Origin of the sequence: Streptomyces sp. SAI-127 (assembly GCF_029894425.1) — a bacterium.
In the GTDB taxonomy this organism is placed as follows: Bacteria; Actinomycetota; Actinomycetes; order Streptomycetales; family Streptomycetaceae; genus Streptomyces.
Genome location: NZ_JARXYJ010000001.1, coordinates 3643778 through 3660191, shown reverse-complemented (window position 1 = coordinate 3660191; position 16414 = coordinate 3643778). Strand labels below are relative to the sequence as shown.

The window sequence follows — 16414 nt, the reverse complement described above, 5'->3', positions numbered from 1 at the left end:
GTAGCGGGTTCGGGCTAGACGAGTTTCACGCCGTCGTGCGCGCGGATGGCCGGCGGGGATGCCGCGTCCAATGCGTCCAGGACGCGGATCGCGTACGCCTCGTCGGCGAGGTCGGTGACTTCTTCGCGGGTGGCCCAGCGCAGTGCGCGGGTCTCATCCCCGGTGGTGGGCGTGCCGTCAGCGGCTTCGCAGCGGAAGACCAGGGAGACGATCAAGCCGTTCATGTTCTTGTAGACGCCAGTGAGGGTCGCGGGAAGTGCGATCTTGATGCCGGTTTCTTCGAGCACTTCGCGCTGGAGGGCCTCGGGGACGGTTTCCTCGCGTTCGAGGACTCCGCCCGGGGGTTCCCAGTGGCCGTTGTCGCGGCGCTTGATCAAAAGGGCGCGGTCCTGGTCGTCGACGATGACTCCGGCAACGCTCACGGAGTGCGGACGGTCAGTGCTCACGTTCCTCGGCCCTCTCGGCTAGCTAGGCTCTCCACCGTAGCAACAACACTCGCCCACTCGTCTAGATACCTAAAGGAGTACACGTGACGTCTCTTCCGAGCCTTCTCGGTGATCTCGATCCCACGAGTGATCGTGCGGTCTTCCGGCAGATCGCCGACCAGTTGCGCGAGGCAATCGACCGTGGGCGGTTCAAGGAGGGCGAAAAGCTTCCCTCCGAGGCGGAGCTAGTCGAGCATTACGGGGTTTCCCGTATGACGGTTCGAAACTCCTTCTCCATCCTCCAGGGCGAGGGCCTGGTCCACGCCGAGCACGGCAAGGGCGTCTTCGTGCGACCACGGCCACCTGTCCGAAGGCTCGCATCCGACCGGTTCGCCCGGCGCCACCGCGAGCAGGGGAAGTCCGCCTTCATCGTCGAGGCCGATGCCGCCGGCAGTCACCCCCAGGTCGACAGTCTGGAGGTCAAGGAAGAGAAGGCCAGCCAGGACATCTCGACCCGGCTCGGCTCGGTGCGGCGTGTGCTCGCCCGTCGGCGCCGGTACCTGCTCGACGGCCGGCCGGTCGAGTTCGCCACCTCCTACCTCCCGCTCGACATCGCCCGCGGCACGCAGATCGCCGAACCTAACCCCGGCCCTGGCGGCATCTACGGCCGCCTCGAAGAACTCGGCCACCACCTCGACCACTTCGAGGAAGAGATCCGCGCCCGGATGCCCTCGCCGTCTGAAGTGAAGACGCTCCGGCTGGCCTCCGGCGTGCCCGTCATCCACCTGATCCGCACCGCGTACGACACCGAAGGGCGGGCCGTGGAGGTCTGTGACACGGTCATGGCAGCGGACGCGTACGTCCTGTCGTACCAGCTTCCGGCCACGTGATCGAGTGACCGGGAGCGGGCGGACATTAGACGGTCGGCTGGTCCGTGGTCTCAGGAGCAGACGGCTCGAACATGGAGCTGATGTTGTTCCACATGAAGTCTTCTCGCCAGTTCGATGTTCCGGCCCCCCAGCCGAGCAGTGCCCGGAGCACCTTCTCCTGAGAGATGGTCTGCGTCTGGTAGTGCTCCGCGGGAACGCCGTCCCGGTACTCCAGTTGGTACGTGTTGTTCTCGCGCAACAGGACCTGGACGTACCAGTCACCTGCAAGGTCCTCGTCCCGCCGTTCGACGACCATGTGCTCGTTGTCGCGCCCCAGGTTCCCGAGCGTGGTGCCTATTGCGGGCTTCGAAGGGCGCTTCACTGTGTGACCCCGGGCGTTCGTGGCAATCAGCATGACCGGATCGTGCCCGACAGGTCTGACAGTCGGGGTCGCCGGGAGGTCGTGCGTGGCTCCCTTCCCGAACTCGTACGCCCCAACAGGCATACTCGTATAGACGAGTGGGCAAGTTGTGTGGCAGGGTGGTCGTCGTTCCCGGAGGTCGGGTTCGAAGACTGCATCTTGTATAGACGAGTAGATGGGAAGAAATCTTGCGCAGCATCCGTGTGGAGACCTCGGCCGCAACGATCCTGCTGACCGAGGCGCCCGAGCCCAAGGTCCGCGACAGGCAGACCGGCGAGATCGCCAAGGACGCCGTCAGCGGAGAGGCCCTGATGACGATGGGCGTCGTCTACATCGAGGAGGGGGAGTCGTCCCTGATCAAGGTCACCGTTCCGGAGAGCGGGGTGTCCGACGGACTCGCACTCGGTGCCCCGGTCGCGCTGCCCGGGCTCATTGCCCGGCCCTGGGAGAGCGTATTCAACGGCCAGCAGCGCCACGGCATCGCGTTCCGCGCCGCCGCCGTCACACCGGCCGCGTTCCCGGCCGCTGTGGGGGCCACGGCCTGATGACCGACCTGGCAACGCTTCTGGAGGTGGGTGGTCCTGTCGCCGCGCTCGGCGGCGGGGCTGCCTACGCCCGGGCCAACCACCCCGGGGTCTACTGGTCGACGGTCGGCCTGCCGATATCCACCGCCCGGCTGCTCAGCTCGTACAGCTCGGTCATGGAAGCCTGCGGTCTGACGGTGTCGCCCTCCCGGCTGCGGGTTCTGGCGGTCAAGGCCACCACGCGACGGGAGGCCCGGCCCGTCCCGCCGCGTCGCGGAATCGTCCGCCCTACGTCGACCGGACTGCGGCTTTGTCTGCGACTTGCCCCGGGGCAGGAACCCGCCGACGTCGCCGCCTCGGCCGAACGGCTGCGGCACGCCTGGGGAGTTCACGCTGTCTACGTCACTACCGTCAAGCCGGGCGTGGTCGAACTGCGGCTTGTCGGCTTCGACGTGCTGCGCAAGGTCCGGATGCCGGGCAAAGCTGCGGAAGGGTTCCTGAAGGTCCCTGTGGCTTTGCGGGAGGACGCCACTCACTTCGTACGCGACTACCGGACCGTGCCGCACGGTCTCACCCTCGGCGCGACGCTGTCGGGCAAGTCCATGTACCTACGACATCTCGTGGCCGGACTCGCCCGACAGCCCGTCGCCCTGGTCGGCATCGACTGCAAGCGTGGCGTGGAGCTGGCGCCCTTCGCTCCGCGGCTGTCGGCGCTGGCCACCGACCCCGAGCAGGCTGCCGCACTACTGCCCGTACTCATCAAGGAAATGGAGGACCGCTACGACCTGATCAAGGTCCGGCAGGGCATCGCGCCGACCACTCCGGACGAGGAGATCACCTCCGACATCTGGGGCCTGCCCGAGGACGAACGCCCGGTCCCCGTCGTGCTGTTCGTCGACGAGGTGGCCGAACTCTTCCTCGTCGCCACACGCAAGGACGAGGAACGCCGGGACGAGATGGTCACCCAGCTCATCCGCCTCGCCCAGCTCGGCCGCGCGGCCGGCATCTACCTGGAGGTCTGCGGACAGCGCTTCGGCGCCGAACTCGGCAAGGGCGCCACCATGCTCCGGGCCCAGCTCACCGGCCGCGTCTGCCACCGCGTCAACGACGAAGCCTCCGCCAAAATGGCACTCGGCGACATCGCCCCCGAAGCGGTCTCCGCCGCCTGCGCCATCGCACCCGAACGTCCCGGCCTCGCCGTTGCCGGTGACACCTCCGGCGGTTGGTCCCGCATCCGCACGCCCTACCTCTCCCTCGCCGATGCCGCCCAGATTTGCCACGTGTCGGCCCACCTGACTCCCGACATGCCCGCGCTCAAGCCCTTCCGGCCTGACGTCCCCGTACGGCCGGTCGACTCCCCGGCGCCGGTCGTCCACCCGCGCCCCGTGACCGACTGAGCGGCCGTCCATTCCTCCGGTCGGCGCGACCGCCTCGCGCCACGTCCCTACCCCTCCCATGCCTGAATCCGGAAGGAGCCGCAGCATGCGCGCCCAACTGGCCCGTATCGATGCGGTGCTCGTCCAGGCCGTCATCGCCGCCGCCCTGTCCTTCGCCCACCTGCACGATGTCGCCTCGGCGGCCGGACAGGACGGGTGGAAAGCGTGGGCCTACCCAGTCTCGGTCGACCTGCTGCTCGTCGCCGCCTGGCGCCGACTGCGGACGGGCGATGCGAAAGCCTCCGGCTGGTGCTGGTTCGTCATCGCCCTCGCCGCTTCCCTCGGCGCGAACGTCGCCACCGCCGGACTCCTCGACCTGAACGCCGTGCCGGCCTGGCTCCGCATCCTCGTCGCCGGCTGGCCAGCGGTTGCCTTCCTCGGCGGAACCCTCCTCGCCCACTCGACACCGACCCCGCACCACCCGACCGAGGAGAGCCACGCCACCGAGGAACGGAACGAGGAGACCGAGCTCCCACGGGCGAGAGAGGACTTCGAGGACCAGGAGGACGCGCCCGATCCCGTACCGGAGCTCCCGCCGCCACCGGTCGCCGAGCCCACGCCCGCCCCGACCCCTCCGCCCACCGTCTCCGTCCCGTCCGCCCTGGTCGAGCACGCCCGCAAAGTCGCCATCGAGCACCACACCCGCACCGGAACGGCCATCGACACCCCGACCCTGCGCGCCCGACTCGGCGTCCCCGCGCCCATAGCCGACGCCATCGCCGCCAGGCTCTGAAAGGAGATCCACATGAGCCTCAACCGCCGTTTCCGCTCCGTCACCCGTATCGGCCCCGTCCAGGTCGGCACGTCCTACGACGGTCGCGGCCGCGAGAAGCACACCGCCGCCTGCACTGCCCCGCGCTGCGGCTTCTCCGCCGACTACGACAGCCGCGCCGCCGCCGAACTCGCCGCCCGCACCCACCGCTGCCCCGTCCGCTGAAAGGACCCGCACACCGTGACCGTCAGCCTGCCGCTCGTCTTCGTCCTCGGCCTCTTCGCCTGGGGAGCGGTCAAGTTCCTCGGCGTCCGCACCTGGATCGTCGTCCTGGTCGCCCTCTTCGGCTTCTGGCTCTCGCACACCTTCATGGCTCCGGCCATCGAGTCCGGCACGCGCTCCGGCGTGGACGTCATAAACGGCTCACATGACTAGACGAGTAGATAAGGAAGGGTTCGCTGTGTTCCTGCCTAAGTACCCCGACAGCCCGACCCCGCCGCCCGCGCACACCCACACCGTGGCCAACCCCGCCCCCATGCGCCGCCCGGCACCTCAGATCTCCATCAGCACCGGAGCGGTCGCGGCCGTGATCGTCGGCGGAGTCGTGCTGACCGCGCTCATGGCCGCCGTCGCCGTCACGGCCGTCTCCGTAGCCGTCGCCGCCGTGGTCCTGCGCTCGATGCTCCGCGACCAGCACCGCCCCTGACACACGAGGCCCCCGGGACGGCCCCGATACCGCCAAGCATCCGCCGCCCCGGGGCCCTGCCCCTCCTGACCGAAGCCAAGGAGACCACCATCTTCACCCGCGCCACCCCGCCCCCGATTCACGAACTCGGCGAACTGGCCGCCCTCGGCACCATGCCCGCGCTCCTGCGGCAGCTCTCCGGCCTCGGCGGCTGCACTCACCCGATCCGCCTCGACGGCCACCGCACCGAGTACGACCTGAACACCCGAACCGGCGAGATCGGCAACGCCCTCCACCACCTCGACTCCTCCAGCCTCCCGGCCGGTCACCTCCTGGTCCGCTGCAACAACCGCCGCACGACCCGCTGCTCGGCCTGCGCCGAGGTATACCGTCGCGACACCTTCCACCTGATCACCTCCGGACTGCGCGGCGGCAAGGGCACCCCGGAACGTGTCGCCGCCCACCCCCGCGTCTTCGCCACCTTCACCGCCCCCGGCTTCGGCCCGGTCCACAACCGCCCCACCGGCCCGGCCCGAACGGTCCGCCCCTGCCGCTGCGGCACCCTCCACGACCAGGACGACCCCGCCCTCGGCATCCCACTCGACCCGGACACCTACGACTACGAAGCAGCCGTGTTGTGGAACGCGCACGCCGGACCGCTGTGGCGGCGCTTCTCCACCTACCTGCGCCGTGAGGTCGCCAAGCGCGCAGGCCTCACGCAGAGGGCCTTTCGCGAGTACGCCCGGGTGTCCTTCGCCAAGGTCGCCGAGTACCAGAAGCGCGGTGCCGTCCACTTTCACGCCGTCATCCGCATCGACGGCCCTGAAGGCGGCGATACTCCGCCCCCTGCCTGGGCTACCGCCGAACTCCTCACCGACGCCATCCGCGCCGCCACAACCGCCGTCCGCGTGGACGGCCCGGTCATCGACGGCCGCGCGCACGCCTTCACCTTCGGCCGCCAGCTCGATGTACGCACCATCCGCTCCGCCGACTTCGACGGCGGCCAGGAACTCACCGAGCGGGCCGTCGCCGCCTACATCGCCAAGTACGCCACCAAGGGCGCAGAAACCGCCACAGGAGCTCTCGACCGCCCGCTCAAGTTTCTCGCCGAACTCGCCCAGTTCGACATCAGCGACCACGCCCGCCGCATGATCCGTACTGCCTGGACCCTGGGCGCACGCAAGGAACTGGAAGAACTCCGGCTCCGGGCCTGGGCCCACATGCTCGGCTTCCGCGGCCACTTCTCCACCAAGTCCCGCCGCTACTCCACCACCCTCGGCGCCCTCCGCACCGCCCGCGCCGAATGGCGCCGCGCCCAAGCCGCCGCCGACACCGCGACCGGCCCGGACACGACCCTCGTCCTCGCCCACTGGGTCTACGCCGGAACCGGCCTCACCGACGCCGAAACCTGGCTCGCCGAAACCCTCGAACCCGCCCCCGGAACGGAAGGAGAACCGACATGGACCACCGTCGCGACGAGCTGATGACCGTTCGCCAAGTCCTGGGTGAGCTGGGCGGTGTTTCTCGCCGGACGTTCTACCGCTGGCGTGAGCTGGGATACGGGCCGACCGCGTTCAAGCTGCCCAACGGGGAGCTCCGGGTGTGGCGGAGTGACTTCACCACGTGGCTGAGGCAGTTGGAGGGCGGCGGCGTGAAGTCTCTCGACGTGAAGGTGTGGGCCGTACGCAAGCGCGACACGAAAACGCCCTCGTACGGAGTCCGCTGGTCGGTGGCGGGCAACGTCTTCTCCGACTCCTTCCGTACCAAGGCACTCGCCGATCACTACCGAACGAAGCTGATGCGCGCGATGCGCGACGGCGAGGAGTTCGACACGGCGTCGGGCCTTCCGGCCTCGATGGAAGAGAAGAAGTCGGCTGTGTCGTGGTACGACTTCGCCCTCAGGTACCTCGCGATGAAGTGGCCGCATGCCGCCCCCAACACGCGGGATGGCATCAACGAATCGCTCACCAGCGTGACAGTGGAGCTCCTCGACGAGCGCGCCGGACGACCGTCGGATGAGGTGATCCGCAAGGCGCTTCGGAACTGGGCTTTCGTGCTCCCGGGGCCCAACGACCGCGAAGTGCCGGACGACGTGCGGAACGTTCTTCACTGGGTGTCCAAGGCATCCAGACCCCTCGCCGACCTTGCCGAGCCCGCTACGGCTCGTGCAGTACTCGACTCGCTGAAGATCAGGCTCGACGGCACCGCCGCCGCAGCTGAAACCGTGCGGCGTAAGCGGCGGACGCTCGTCAACGCTGCAAATTACGCAGTCGACCTGGGGGAGCTTCGTGAGAACCCCATCACGGCTGTCCGCTGGCAGAAACCGAAGGTGTCCAACCAGGTCGATCCCCGCGTCGTCGCCAACCCGGAGCAGGCCCGCAATCTCCTGGCGGCCGTTTCCTACGTGGGCGGATACCGGCGAGCTCGTGGCCGTCGCCTTGTGGGTCTGTTCGCCACCATGTACTTCGGCGGTCTCCGGCCGGCTGAAGCCGTCGGCCTTGTCGAAACTGACCTGTACCTCCCTGATCACGGCTGGGGATCGGCGCTCCTCCACCGGACTCGCCCGTCGGTCGGCAAGCAATGGACCGACTCGGGGGAGACCCACGACGACCGCGGGCTGAAGAACCGACCGACAGAGGACGTACGGCGGGTGCCTATCCCGCCCCAGCTTGTCGCCGTGCTCCGCGAGCACCTGGTCACCTTTGGTACGGCGGACGATGGGCGGCTCTTCTTCAGCGAGAAGGGTTCAGTCGTCCCGTCCTCGACCTACTACCGGGTGTGGCAGGAGGCCCGGCTCCTGGCGCTTCCGCCAGCAGTCGCGGCCTCGCCGCTCGCGAGTCGGCCGTATGACCTTCGGCATTCGGCGTTATCGACGTGGCTCAACGCCGGTGTCGACCCCACCGAGGTGGCCGAGCGTGCCGGCAACAGCGTTGAGGTTCTGCTGACCCGCTACGCGAAATGCCTCGACGGACGGCAGGACGTAGCCAACCGGCGTATCGAGGACCTGCTTCGTGAGTACGAGTGACACCACCCGAACGTGTCTGAGGCCCCTGGCATCTGTCCAGGGGCCTCGCCGTTTGCGTTGTCCGTCAATCAGGTCGGGCGGCCTGGGCTCGTTCTGCGGACAGTACTTGATCGAGGTTGTTCCGCGCGGTGTCGAGCGTGGCGAGCATCTGCATGCGGGTCTGCTGGAAGTGGGGGTCGACCTCGACGCCGAGGTCGTGTCTCAGCGTGACCCGCAGCAGATACACGCCATCGGACAGCGGGCCGTTGAACCATGTCTTCGCTCGCTGGTACGCCCCGTCGAGATCGGGGCTGCTCGGCAACTGTTTGACGACTGAGTACCCGATTCCGAGCGACCTGTTGAGCGTCGAGGCCACCTGCAGAACATCCGTCGGCAGTGCCATCTGTGCCTGGGAGTATTGGTCGGCCCAGGCCTCCTTGGCGGCGTCGAGGAGTGCCGGGTCGATGCTTTCACCGCGTTCGGCTGCGTGGACGGCGTCTTGGGCTGCGATCCGGTAAGCGCGAGCCGTGGTGTTCAGATGGGCGTAGAGATCGCGCTTGGCCTGCTGTGCTTGATCATTGCGCTCCTGCTCCCGTTCACGGTCGGCACGCTGGTTCTGCTCCACCGCTTCGGCCCGGCTGGCGCGCTGGCTCAGCACTGCTCCACCCAGAGTTCCGCCCAGCGTCCCTCCGACGCTGATGAGCGCAACGGCAAGCGTGGTCACATCCACGAGATTCCCCAACTCGTCTATCGGTCTGCCGGTGGGCGGCGATTGAAGCCGGCATGGCAGCCTCCCTCAGCCATGCTCATGCTTCCCACCCGACACATGCTCCAAGACGGGGACGACGGTAACGAGGAGCAGGTCTACTTGACCCCGAGGAGCCTCATCACGTGCGGGAATGCTCCAAGATCCCGTCCACGCCTCGTCCACAGACCCCGACATACGCCCGCTCCGAGCGGCATACGGCTGCACACACGCGAAGACCCCGCATTCAGCATCTCTGCTGGTCACGGGGTCTTCAGGCACCTCAGAAAGGGTGCCCCCGGCAGGATTCGAACCTGCGCACACGGCTCCGGAGGCCGTTGCTCTATCCCCTGAGCTACGGGGGCGTGTCGGGCGCTGAGTTGGTGGCTCGCGGCGACGGGTAGAACACTACCAGCTCCCTCGGGGTGATCAGGAACGGGTTTCGTGGCGGCGGCCAGGGTGTGGGTTCCCGGGCGGGTGGAAGTGGGGAAAACCCGGACGCGGTGGCCGGTCCGCACCTACTCTCGAGTTGTGCCAGGCGCGTCGGGTCGGGTGCTTGTTGTGGACGACAACAAGGTCATCCGGCAGTTGATCAGGGTCAATCTCGAGCTGGAGGGTCTCGAGGTCGTGACCGCGGCCGATGGTGTCGAGTGTCTGGATGTCGTTCATCAGGTGCAGCCCGATGTCGTGACCCTCGATGTGGTCATGCCCCGGCTGGACGGGCTGCGGACCGCCGCGCGGCTGCGTTCCGACCCCCGGACGGCTCACCTTCCCCTCGCCATCGTCAGTGCCTGTACGCAGCACGAGGTCGACAGCGGTCTCGACGCCGGCGTCGACGCCTTCCTCTCCAAGCCCTTCGAGCCCGCCGAACTCGTGCGGCTCGTACGGCAGTTGATCGAGCAGAGCACGCAAGGGCGGGTGCCCGGTGCCGGCGTCGGGGACGGTCGTCTGGTCGGGGGTGTTCTCGGGGGCGGAGAGACCGAGCGGGCCGGTCGCGCCGGCGGCTGATCATCGCGACGGCGCTCCCCAGAGACACCGACGTCTCCAGTGCTCCACGGCCCCGCCCCCGGCGACCGTCCACATCCCGGACCCCCGCCCAAACCCGCTCGCCCTCCCACCCCCCTCCTCCCATACGCTTGTCCCGTGACCCCCGTCGAGCTCTCCCGTACCGTGCTGCGCGCGGTGCGTCGTGCTGTCGACGACGGGGAGCTGGACGTGGCCGTGCCGGGGAGGACCAGCGTCACGCCCCCGGGGCCCGGAGGCTGTGGTGACTACGCCACCAACGTCGCCCTCCAGCTCGCCCGGCCCGCCGGCCAGCCGCCGCTACGGGTCGCCGAGATCCTCCGGGAGCGCCTTGTCCGCACGGACGGCATCAGCGACGTCGTCGTCACCGGGCCCGGGTTCCTCAACATCAGCCTGCGGGGGACCGAGACGGCCCTCGTACGGGAGATCCTGCTCTGCGGTCACCGGTACGGTCACGCCGACCGGCCCACCGGCCGGCTCGTGCAGCTGCACGCCCCCCACGAGGTCCGCGCCGTCGTCGTCATGGACGCCGTGGCCCGCGTCCTCCGCTCCCAGGGCGCCCTCGTCCGCACCAGCTGTGCCGGCAGGCCCGAGGCCGAGTGGGCCGACATCCTCGGCGTCGACATCGACGCGTACGGCACCCCCGACGCCCCCGCTCCCCTCGACGTCAACGTGCGCCCCGTGCCGGCGGCCCCCGCCGATCCCACCCCCCTCGGCCGGGACGCCGCCCGCTGGGCCCTGCTCCACCCCGCCCTCCACGACCGGCCCCGCATCACCGCCGACCACCTGGTCCAGCGCGAGAGCAACCCTCTCTTCCGCGTCCGTTACGCCCACGCCCGCACCCGGGCGCTCACCCGCAACGCCGCCGACCTGGGCTTCCACGCCGAGCCCGGGGACACGGACCTGCGCCCACAGGGCCCACAGGGCCTACCGGGCCTACCGGGCACAGACGCAGCCGTACAGCCGACCGCCGGACCGGAAACCGTCGTACCGGAGACCGCCGTACCGGAAACCGTCGTACAAGACACACACGACACGACCGCCCTGCGGCACGCCCTCGCCGATCACCCCCGCATCCTCCAGGCGGCCGCCGTGGACCACGCCCCCGACCGCCTGGCCCGGCACCTCGTCACCGTCGCCGATGCCGCGCTCCCCTTTCTCGCCGCCGTCCTTCCTCGTGGTGCGGAGAAACCCTCGGCCGCCCACCGTGCCCGGCTCGCGCTCGCCGAAGCCGCCGGGGCGGTGCTGGCCGGTGGCCTGTCCCTGCTCGGCATCGACGCACCCGAACACCTCTAGAGAGCCAGTCAAGAAGATGAGCCGTTCCGCACATCCCGCCGGGCCCCGGCACGCCGACGTCCTTCCCGAGGGCCACTACTCCGCCCCGCCCGCCGATCTCAACACCCTCGACCCCAAGGTCTGGGCCCAGACGGTCGGCCGTGACGAGGACGGCGTCGTCACCGTCGGCGGCATCGACGTCAAGACCCTCGCCGAGGAGCACGGCACCCCCGCCTACGTCGTCGACGAGGCCGACTTCCGGGCCCGGGCGCGCGCCTGGCGCGGTGCCTTCGGGGCCGATGCCGACGTCTTCTACGCCGGCAAGGCGTTCCTCTCCCGGGCCGTCGTGCGCTGGCTGCACGAAGAGGGGCTCAACCTCGACGTCTGCTCCGGCGGCGAGCTCACCACCGCCCTCTCCGCGGGCATGCCCGCCGACCGCATCGCCTTCCACGGCAACAACAAGTCCACCGAGGAGATCCGCCGCGCGATCACCGAAGGCGTCGGGCGCATCGTCCTCGATTCCTTCCAGGAGATCGTCCGCGTCGCCCACATCGCCCAGAGCCTCGGGAAGCGACAAAGGGTCCAGATCCGTATCACCGTCGGCGTCGAGGCCCACACCCACGAGTTCATCGCCACCGCCCACGAGGACCAGAAGTTCGGCATTCCGCTCGCCGGCGGACAGGCCGCCGAGGCCGTGCGGCGGGCGCTGAAGCTCGACGGTCTCGAGCTCATCGGGATCCACTCCCACATCGGGTCGCAGATCTTCGACATGTCCGGCTTCGAGGTCGCGGCACATCGTGTGGTCGGGCTGCTCAAGGACGTCCGTGACGAGCACGGCGTCGAGCTCCCGGAGATCGACCTCGGTGGTGGCCTCGGCATCGCCTACACCAGCGACGACGACCCCAGCGAGCCGCACGAGATCGCCAAGGCGCTGACCGAGATCGTCACGAGGGAGTGCGAGGCCGCCAAGCTGCGGACCCCGAGGATCTCCGTCGAGCCCGGGCGCGCCATCGTCGGCCCCACCGCCTTCACGCTCTACGAGGTCGGCACCATCAAGCCCCTCGACGGGCTGCGCACCTACGTCTCCGTCGACGGCGGCATGTCCGACAACATCCGCACCGCGCTGTACGACGCCGAGTACACCGTCGCTCTCGTGTCCAGGACCAGTGACGCCGAGCCCATGCTCGCCCGCGTCGTCGGCAAGCACTGCGAGAGCGGGGACATCGTGGTCAAGGACGCGTTCCTGCCGGCCGACCTGGCACCGGGTGACCTCATCGCCGTACCGGCGACGGGCGCCTACTGCCGTTCCATGGCGAGCAATTACAACCACGTGCTGCGTCCGCCGGTCGTCTCCGTCCACGAGGGCGAGTCCCGGGTCATCGTCCGCCGTGAGACGGAGGAGGACCTTCTGCGGCTCGACGTCGGATGACCGGAAAGCGGAGAAGGAAAGCGGAGAAGGAAAAGGGGGGAAGGAAGATCTACGGTCTTCGGCCCCCGTACAAATGAAATAGATGTCTCATAATCCGGACGAGGGGCAGAAACTCCCGTCCGGTGAGTGAGACTGGTCCCACCGTAGACGGTATGAGGAAACGAGGTCGGATGATGCGTACGCGTCCGCTGAAGGTGGCGCTGCTGGGCTGTGGAGTGGTCGGCTCAGAAGTGGCGCGCATCATGACGACGCACGCCGACGACCTCGCCGCCCGGATCGGGGCCCCCGTCGAGCTCGCGGGGGTCGCGGTACGGCGGCCCTCCAAGCTCCGTGAGGGCATTCCGCAGGAACTCGTCACCACCGACGCCACCGCCCTCGTCAAACGCGGGGACATCGACGTCGTGGTCGAGGTCATCGGCGGCATCGAGCCCGCCCGCACCCTCATCACCACCGCCTTCGAGCACGGCGCCTCCGTCGTCTCCGCCAACAAGGCGCTCCTCGCCCAGGACGGCGCCGCCCTCCACGCGGCGGCCGGACAGCACGGCAAGGACCTCTACTACGAGGCCGCCGTCGCCGGTGCCATCCCGCTGATCCGTCCGCTGCGCGAGTCCCTCGCCGGCGACAAGGTGAACCGGGTGCTCGGCATCGTCAACGGAACGACCAACTTCATCCTCGACAAGATGGACTCCACGGGGGCCGGCTATCAGGAGGCCCTCGACGAGGCCACGGCGCTCGGGTACGCGGAAGCCGACCCGACCGCCGACGTCGAGGGGTTCGACGCCGCCGCCAAGGCCGCCATCCTCGCCGGAATCGCCTTTCACACGCGCGTGCGTCTCGACGACGTCTACCGCGAGGGCATGACCGAGGTCACCGCGGCCGACTTCGCCTCCGCGAGGAACATGGGCTGCACCATCAAGCTGCTCGCCATCTGTGAGCGCGCCGAGGACGGGCAGTCCGTCACCGCGCGCGTCCACCCCGCGATGATCCCGCTGAGCCACCCGCTGGCCTCCGTGCGCGGCGCGTACAACGCCGTGTTCGTCGAGTCCGACGCCTCCGGCCAGCTGATGTTCTACGGCCCGGGCGCGGGCGGCGCCCCCACCGCCTCCGCCGTCCTCGGTGACCTCGTCGCCGTCTGCCGCAACCGGCTCAGCGGCACGACCGGACCGGGTGAGTCCGCGTACACGGCCCTCCCCGTCTCGGGCATGGGCGAGGTCGTCACGCGCTACCACATCAGCCTCGACGTGGCGGACAAACCGGGTGTTCTCGCCCAGGTCGCGACCGTGTTCGCCGAGCACGGGGTGTCCATCGATACCGTTCGGCAGCAGGGGAAGGACGGCGAGGCATCTCTCGTCGTCGTCACGCACCGTGCGTCCGACGCCGCCCTGGGCGGGACCGTCGAGGCGTTGCGCAAGCTCGACACCGTGCGGGGTGTCGCCAGCATCATGCGGGTTGAAGGAGAGTAACGAGCAATGACCCACCAGTGGCGCGGAATCATCGAGGAGTACCGGGACCGGCTGCCCGTCTCCGACACCACGCCGGTCGTGACGCTCCGCGAGGGCGGCACGCCCCTCGTGCCCGCGCAGGTGCTCTCCGAGCGCACCGGGTGCGAGGTCCACCTCAAGGTGGAGGGCGCCAACCCCACCGGGTCCTTCAAGGACCGCGGTATGACCATGGCGATCACGCGGGCCAAGGAGGAGGGCGCGAAGGCGGTCATCTGCGCCTCCACCGGCAACACGTCGGCGAGCGCCGCCGCCTACGCCGTACGCGCGGGCATGGTCTCCGCCGTACTCGTCCCGCGAGGGAAGATCGCGCTCGGCAAGATGGGCCAGGCGCTCATCCACGGCGCGAAGATCCTCCAGGTCGACGGAAACTTCGACGACTGCCTCACCCTGGCCCGCGCGCTGAGCGACAACTACCCGGTGGCGCTGGTCAATTCGGTCAACCCGGTGCGCATCGAGGGCCAGAAGACCGCCGCCTTCGAGATCGTCGACATGCTCGGCGACGCGCCCGACATCCACGTCCTCCCGGTCGGCAACGCCGGCAACATCACGGCGTACTGGAAGGGCTACAAGGAGTACGCCGCCGACGGGGTGGCCGCCAAAACGCCCCGGATGTGGGGCTTCCAGGCCTCCGGCAGTGCCCCGATCGTGCGCGGCGAGGTCGTCAAGGACCCCTCGACCATCGCCACCGCCATCCGTATCGGCAACCCCGCCTCCTGGCAGTACGCCCTCGCGGCGAAGGAGGAGTCCGGCGGATTCATCGACGAGGTGACGGACCGTGAGATCCTGCGCGCCTACCGGCTGTTGGCCGCTCAGGAGGGCGTCTTCGTGGAGCCCGCCTCCGCCGCGTCCGTGGCCGGTCTGCTGAAGGCCGCCGAGCAGGGCAAGGTCGACCCGGGCCAGCGGATCGTGTGCACGGTCACCGGCAACGGCCTCAAGGACCCCGACTGGGCCGTCGCGGGCGCCCCGCAGCCGGTCACCGTCCCGGTCGACGCGGCCACGGCGGCCGAGCGTCTCGGGCTCGCCTGAGACCTGACCCGCGTCGTCCGAGCAGGGAATCCCTAGGAGGGGGGCACAGGGGGCTTACGACACGCATCGTGCGCCTCCTGTGCGCCCTATGTCGCCACAGAACCTTCCTTCGATAGGCTGTACCGAACCCGCCCGCTGCATATGCCCTCGCGTACAGCGGGGTGCCGCGTCGTCTCCGCGGTCGGCAGGGTCTTCGTACGTCATCGAATGTCATTCGACAATCACGCAGCTCAAGGAGAGTCATCGAGAGATGGCCGGTCCCGCATTCCGCGCCGCCGCCGTCCGGGTGCGCGTCCCCGCCACCAGCGCCAACCTCGGCCCGGGCTTCGACGCCCTCGGCCTCTCGCTGGGGCTCTACGACGATGTCGTCGTCCGGGTGGCCGACTCAGGGCTGCACATCGACATCGCGGGGGAGGGGAGCGAGACGCTCCCGCGTGACGAAAACCACCTTCTCGTACGCTCCCTGCGCACCGCTTTCGACCTGCTGGGCGGCCAGCCGCGCGGCCTGGAGATCGTCTGCGCCAACCGCATCCCGCACGGCCGGGGCCTCGGCTCCTCCTCGGCCGCCATCTGCGCCGGAATCGTCGCCGCGCGCGCCGTGACCATAGGCGGCGAGGCCCGGCTCGACGACACCGCGCTCCTGGAGCTCGCCACCGAGATCGAGGGCCACCCCGACAACGTGGCCCCGTGTCTGCTGGGCGGCTTCACGGTCGCCTGGATGGAGGCCGGCGCCGCCCGGGCGATCAGGCTGGAGCCCGACGATTCCATCGTTCCGGTGGTTTTCGTGCCCGGAAAGCCCGTCCTGACCGAGACCGCGCGCGGACTGCTCCCGCGCACCGTGCCGCACGTCGACGCCGCCGCCAACGCCGGCCGTGCCGCGCTGCTCGTCGAGGCCCTCACCAGGCGCCCCGAGCTGCTGCTGCCGGCCACCGAGGATCGTCTCCACCAGGAGTACCGCGCTCCGGCCATGCCGGAGAGCGCCGCGCTGGTGGAGCGGCTGCGGGCCGACGGAGTCCCGGCAGTCATCTCAGGGGCAGGGCCCACCGTGCTCGCGCTGGTCGACGCCGACAGCGCCGACAAGGTGGCCCATCTGGCGGGAGGGGGCTGGGCCGCCAACCGGCTGGAGCTCGACGCCCAGGGGGCCTGTGTGCTCCCGCTCGCGGCCGCCAGTGACATGTGAGATCCGGCGTGTGCCGGATTTCGAGAGGGGGAATGTTTGTTGGATCCGGTAGTGTTAATCTCAAGTCTGCACCCGACCCCACCATGGCGAGGTGCTTCACGTCCCCGTCCGGGACAGACATTCTTCCGGGAGCCTCCCAAGCCGCACAGCGTTCCGTA

The 16414-nt window shown here is 69.3% G+C and carries 18 protein-coding genes and 1 tRNA gene; 15 read left to right on the top strand and 4 right to left on the bottom strand.

From position 1 onward, the window contains the following. Window positions 1-14 precede the first annotated feature (14 nt). Window positions 15-422 (bottom strand): NUDIX hydrolase, encoded by a 408-nt coding sequence (locus M2157_RS16515; protein ID WP_280868214.1) that lies wholly within the window; start codon window positions 420-422, stop codon window positions 15-17. 107 nt (window positions 423-529) lie between these two features. On the opposite strand from M2157_RS16515, the gene M2157_RS16510 reads away from it, so the two are divergent. Continuing rightward, window positions 530-1315, top strand: coding sequence for a GntR family transcriptional regulator (locus M2157_RS16510; RefSeq protein WP_280865597.1), 786 nt, complete (start codon window positions 530-532; stop codon window positions 1313-1315). A gap of 25 nt (window positions 1316-1340) precedes the next feature. Here M2157_RS16510 and M2157_RS16505 read toward each other — a convergent pair whose 3' ends face one another. After that, window positions 1341-1709 carry a hypothetical protein gene (locus M2157_RS16505; RefSeq protein ID WP_280865596.1) on the bottom strand — a complete coding sequence of 123 codons (369 nt, stop codon included), beginning with the start codon at window positions 1707-1709 and terminating at the stop codon, window positions 1341-1343. Between the two features lie 194 nt (window positions 1710-1903). Between M2157_RS16505 and M2157_RS16500 the strand changes: the two genes are divergently transcribed. The 8 genes from M2157_RS16500 (at window position 1904) to M2157_RS16465 (ending at window position 8097) form a co-directional block, all read left to right on the top strand. After that, a complete protein-coding gene (locus tag M2157_RS16500) occupies window positions 1904-2260 on the top strand; it encodes a hypothetical protein (protein ID WP_280865595.1) in 357 nt (118 codons plus the stop codon). Continuing rightward, window positions 2260-3636 carry an FtsK/SpoIIIE domain-containing protein gene (locus M2157_RS16495; protein WP_280865594.1) on the top strand — a complete coding sequence of 459 codons (1377 nt, stop codon included), beginning with the start codon at window positions 2260-2262 and terminating at the stop codon, window positions 3634-3636. The genes M2157_RS16500 and M2157_RS16495 overlap by 1 nt, the downstream gene beginning before the upstream one ends. 85 nt (window positions 3637-3721) lie before the next feature. After that, window positions 3722-4408, top strand: coding sequence for a DUF2637 domain-containing protein (locus M2157_RS16490; protein ID WP_280865593.1), 687 nt, complete (start codon window positions 3722-3724; stop codon window positions 4406-4408). 12 nt (window positions 4409-4420) lie between these two features. Beyond that, window positions 4421-4612: a mobile element transfer protein gene (locus M2157_RS16485; protein ID WP_280865592.1), complete on the top strand. Its 192-nt coding sequence runs from the start codon at window positions 4421-4423 to the stop codon at window positions 4610-4612. Window positions 4613-4627: 15 nt separating this feature from the next. After that, window positions 4628-4822 (top strand): hypothetical protein, encoded by a 195-nt coding sequence (locus M2157_RS16480; RefSeq protein WP_280865591.1) that lies wholly within the window; start codon window positions 4628-4630, stop codon window positions 4820-4822. A 25-nt stretch (window positions 4823-4847) separates the two neighbouring features. Continuing rightward, window positions 4848-5093 carry a SpdD protein gene (locus M2157_RS16475; protein ID WP_280865590.1) on the top strand — a complete coding sequence of 82 codons (246 nt, stop codon included), beginning with the start codon at window positions 4848-4850 and terminating at the stop codon, window positions 5091-5093. A gap of 152 nt (window positions 5094-5245) precedes the next feature. Continuing rightward, window positions 5246-6556, top strand: a complete 1311-nt coding sequence (locus tag M2157_RS16470; protein ID WP_280865589.1) for a replication initiator — start codon at window positions 5246-5248, stop codon at window positions 6554-6556. A gap of 167 nt (window positions 6557-6723) precedes the next feature. After that, the gene (locus M2157_RS16465) at window positions 6724-8097 is read left to right on the top strand and encodes a tyrosine-type recombinase/integrase (RefSeq protein WP_280868213.1); all 1374 of its coding nucleotides are present in this window, start codon (window positions 6724-6726) and stop codon (window positions 8095-8097) included. Window positions 8098-8161: 64 nt separating this feature from the next. Here M2157_RS16465 and M2157_RS16460 read toward each other — a convergent pair whose 3' ends face one another. Both M2157_RS16460 and M2157_RS16455 read right to left on the bottom strand, forming a co-directional pair. Continuing rightward, window positions 8162-8800, bottom strand: a complete 639-nt coding sequence (locus M2157_RS16460; protein WP_280865588.1) for a hypothetical protein — start codon at window positions 8798-8800, stop codon at window positions 8162-8164. 314 nt (window positions 8801-9114) lie between these two features. Next, a tRNA-Arg gene (locus M2157_RS16455) sits at window positions 9115-9186 on the bottom strand. Window positions 9187-9304: 118 nt separating this feature from the next. Between M2157_RS16455 and M2157_RS16450 the strand changes: the two genes are divergently transcribed. The 6 genes from M2157_RS16450 to thrB all read left to right on the top strand — a co-directional run bounded on the left by M2157_RS16450 (window position 9305) and on the right by thrB (window position 16256). Further along, window positions 9305-9829, top strand: coding sequence for a response regulator (locus M2157_RS16450; RefSeq protein ID WP_280863785.1), 525 nt, complete (start codon window positions 9305-9307; stop codon window positions 9827-9829). 135 nt (window positions 9830-9964) lie between these two features. After that, window positions 9965-11140, top strand: a complete 1176-nt coding sequence (gene nrtL / locus M2157_RS16445) for an ArgS-related anticodon-binding protein NrtL (RefSeq protein ID WP_280865587.1) — start codon at window positions 9965-9967, stop codon at window positions 11138-11140. Window positions 11141-11156: 16 nt separating this feature from the next. Next, a complete protein-coding gene (gene lysA / locus M2157_RS16440; RefSeq protein WP_280862559.1) occupies window positions 11157-12548 on the top strand; it encodes a diaminopimelate decarboxylase in 1392 nt (463 codons plus the stop codon). Between the two features lie 170 nt (window positions 12549-12718). After that, window positions 12719-14011 (top strand): homoserine dehydrogenase, encoded by a 1293-nt coding sequence (locus tag M2157_RS16435; RefSeq protein ID WP_266559544.1) that lies wholly within the window; start codon window positions 12719-12721, stop codon window positions 14009-14011. A gap of 6 nt (window positions 14012-14017) precedes the next feature. Then, window positions 14018-15076 (top strand): threonine synthase, encoded by a 1059-nt coding sequence (thrC, locus tag M2157_RS16430; RefSeq protein WP_280862558.1) that lies wholly within the window; start codon window positions 14018-14020, stop codon window positions 15074-15076. A gap of 250 nt (window positions 15077-15326) precedes the next feature. Then, on the top strand, window positions 15327-16256 hold the full coding sequence (gene thrB, locus M2157_RS16425; protein WP_069765543.1) for a homoserine kinase: 930 nt from the start codon (window positions 15327-15329) through the stop codon (window positions 16254-16256). The last annotated feature ends 158 nt before the right edge of the window (window positions 16257-16414 follow it).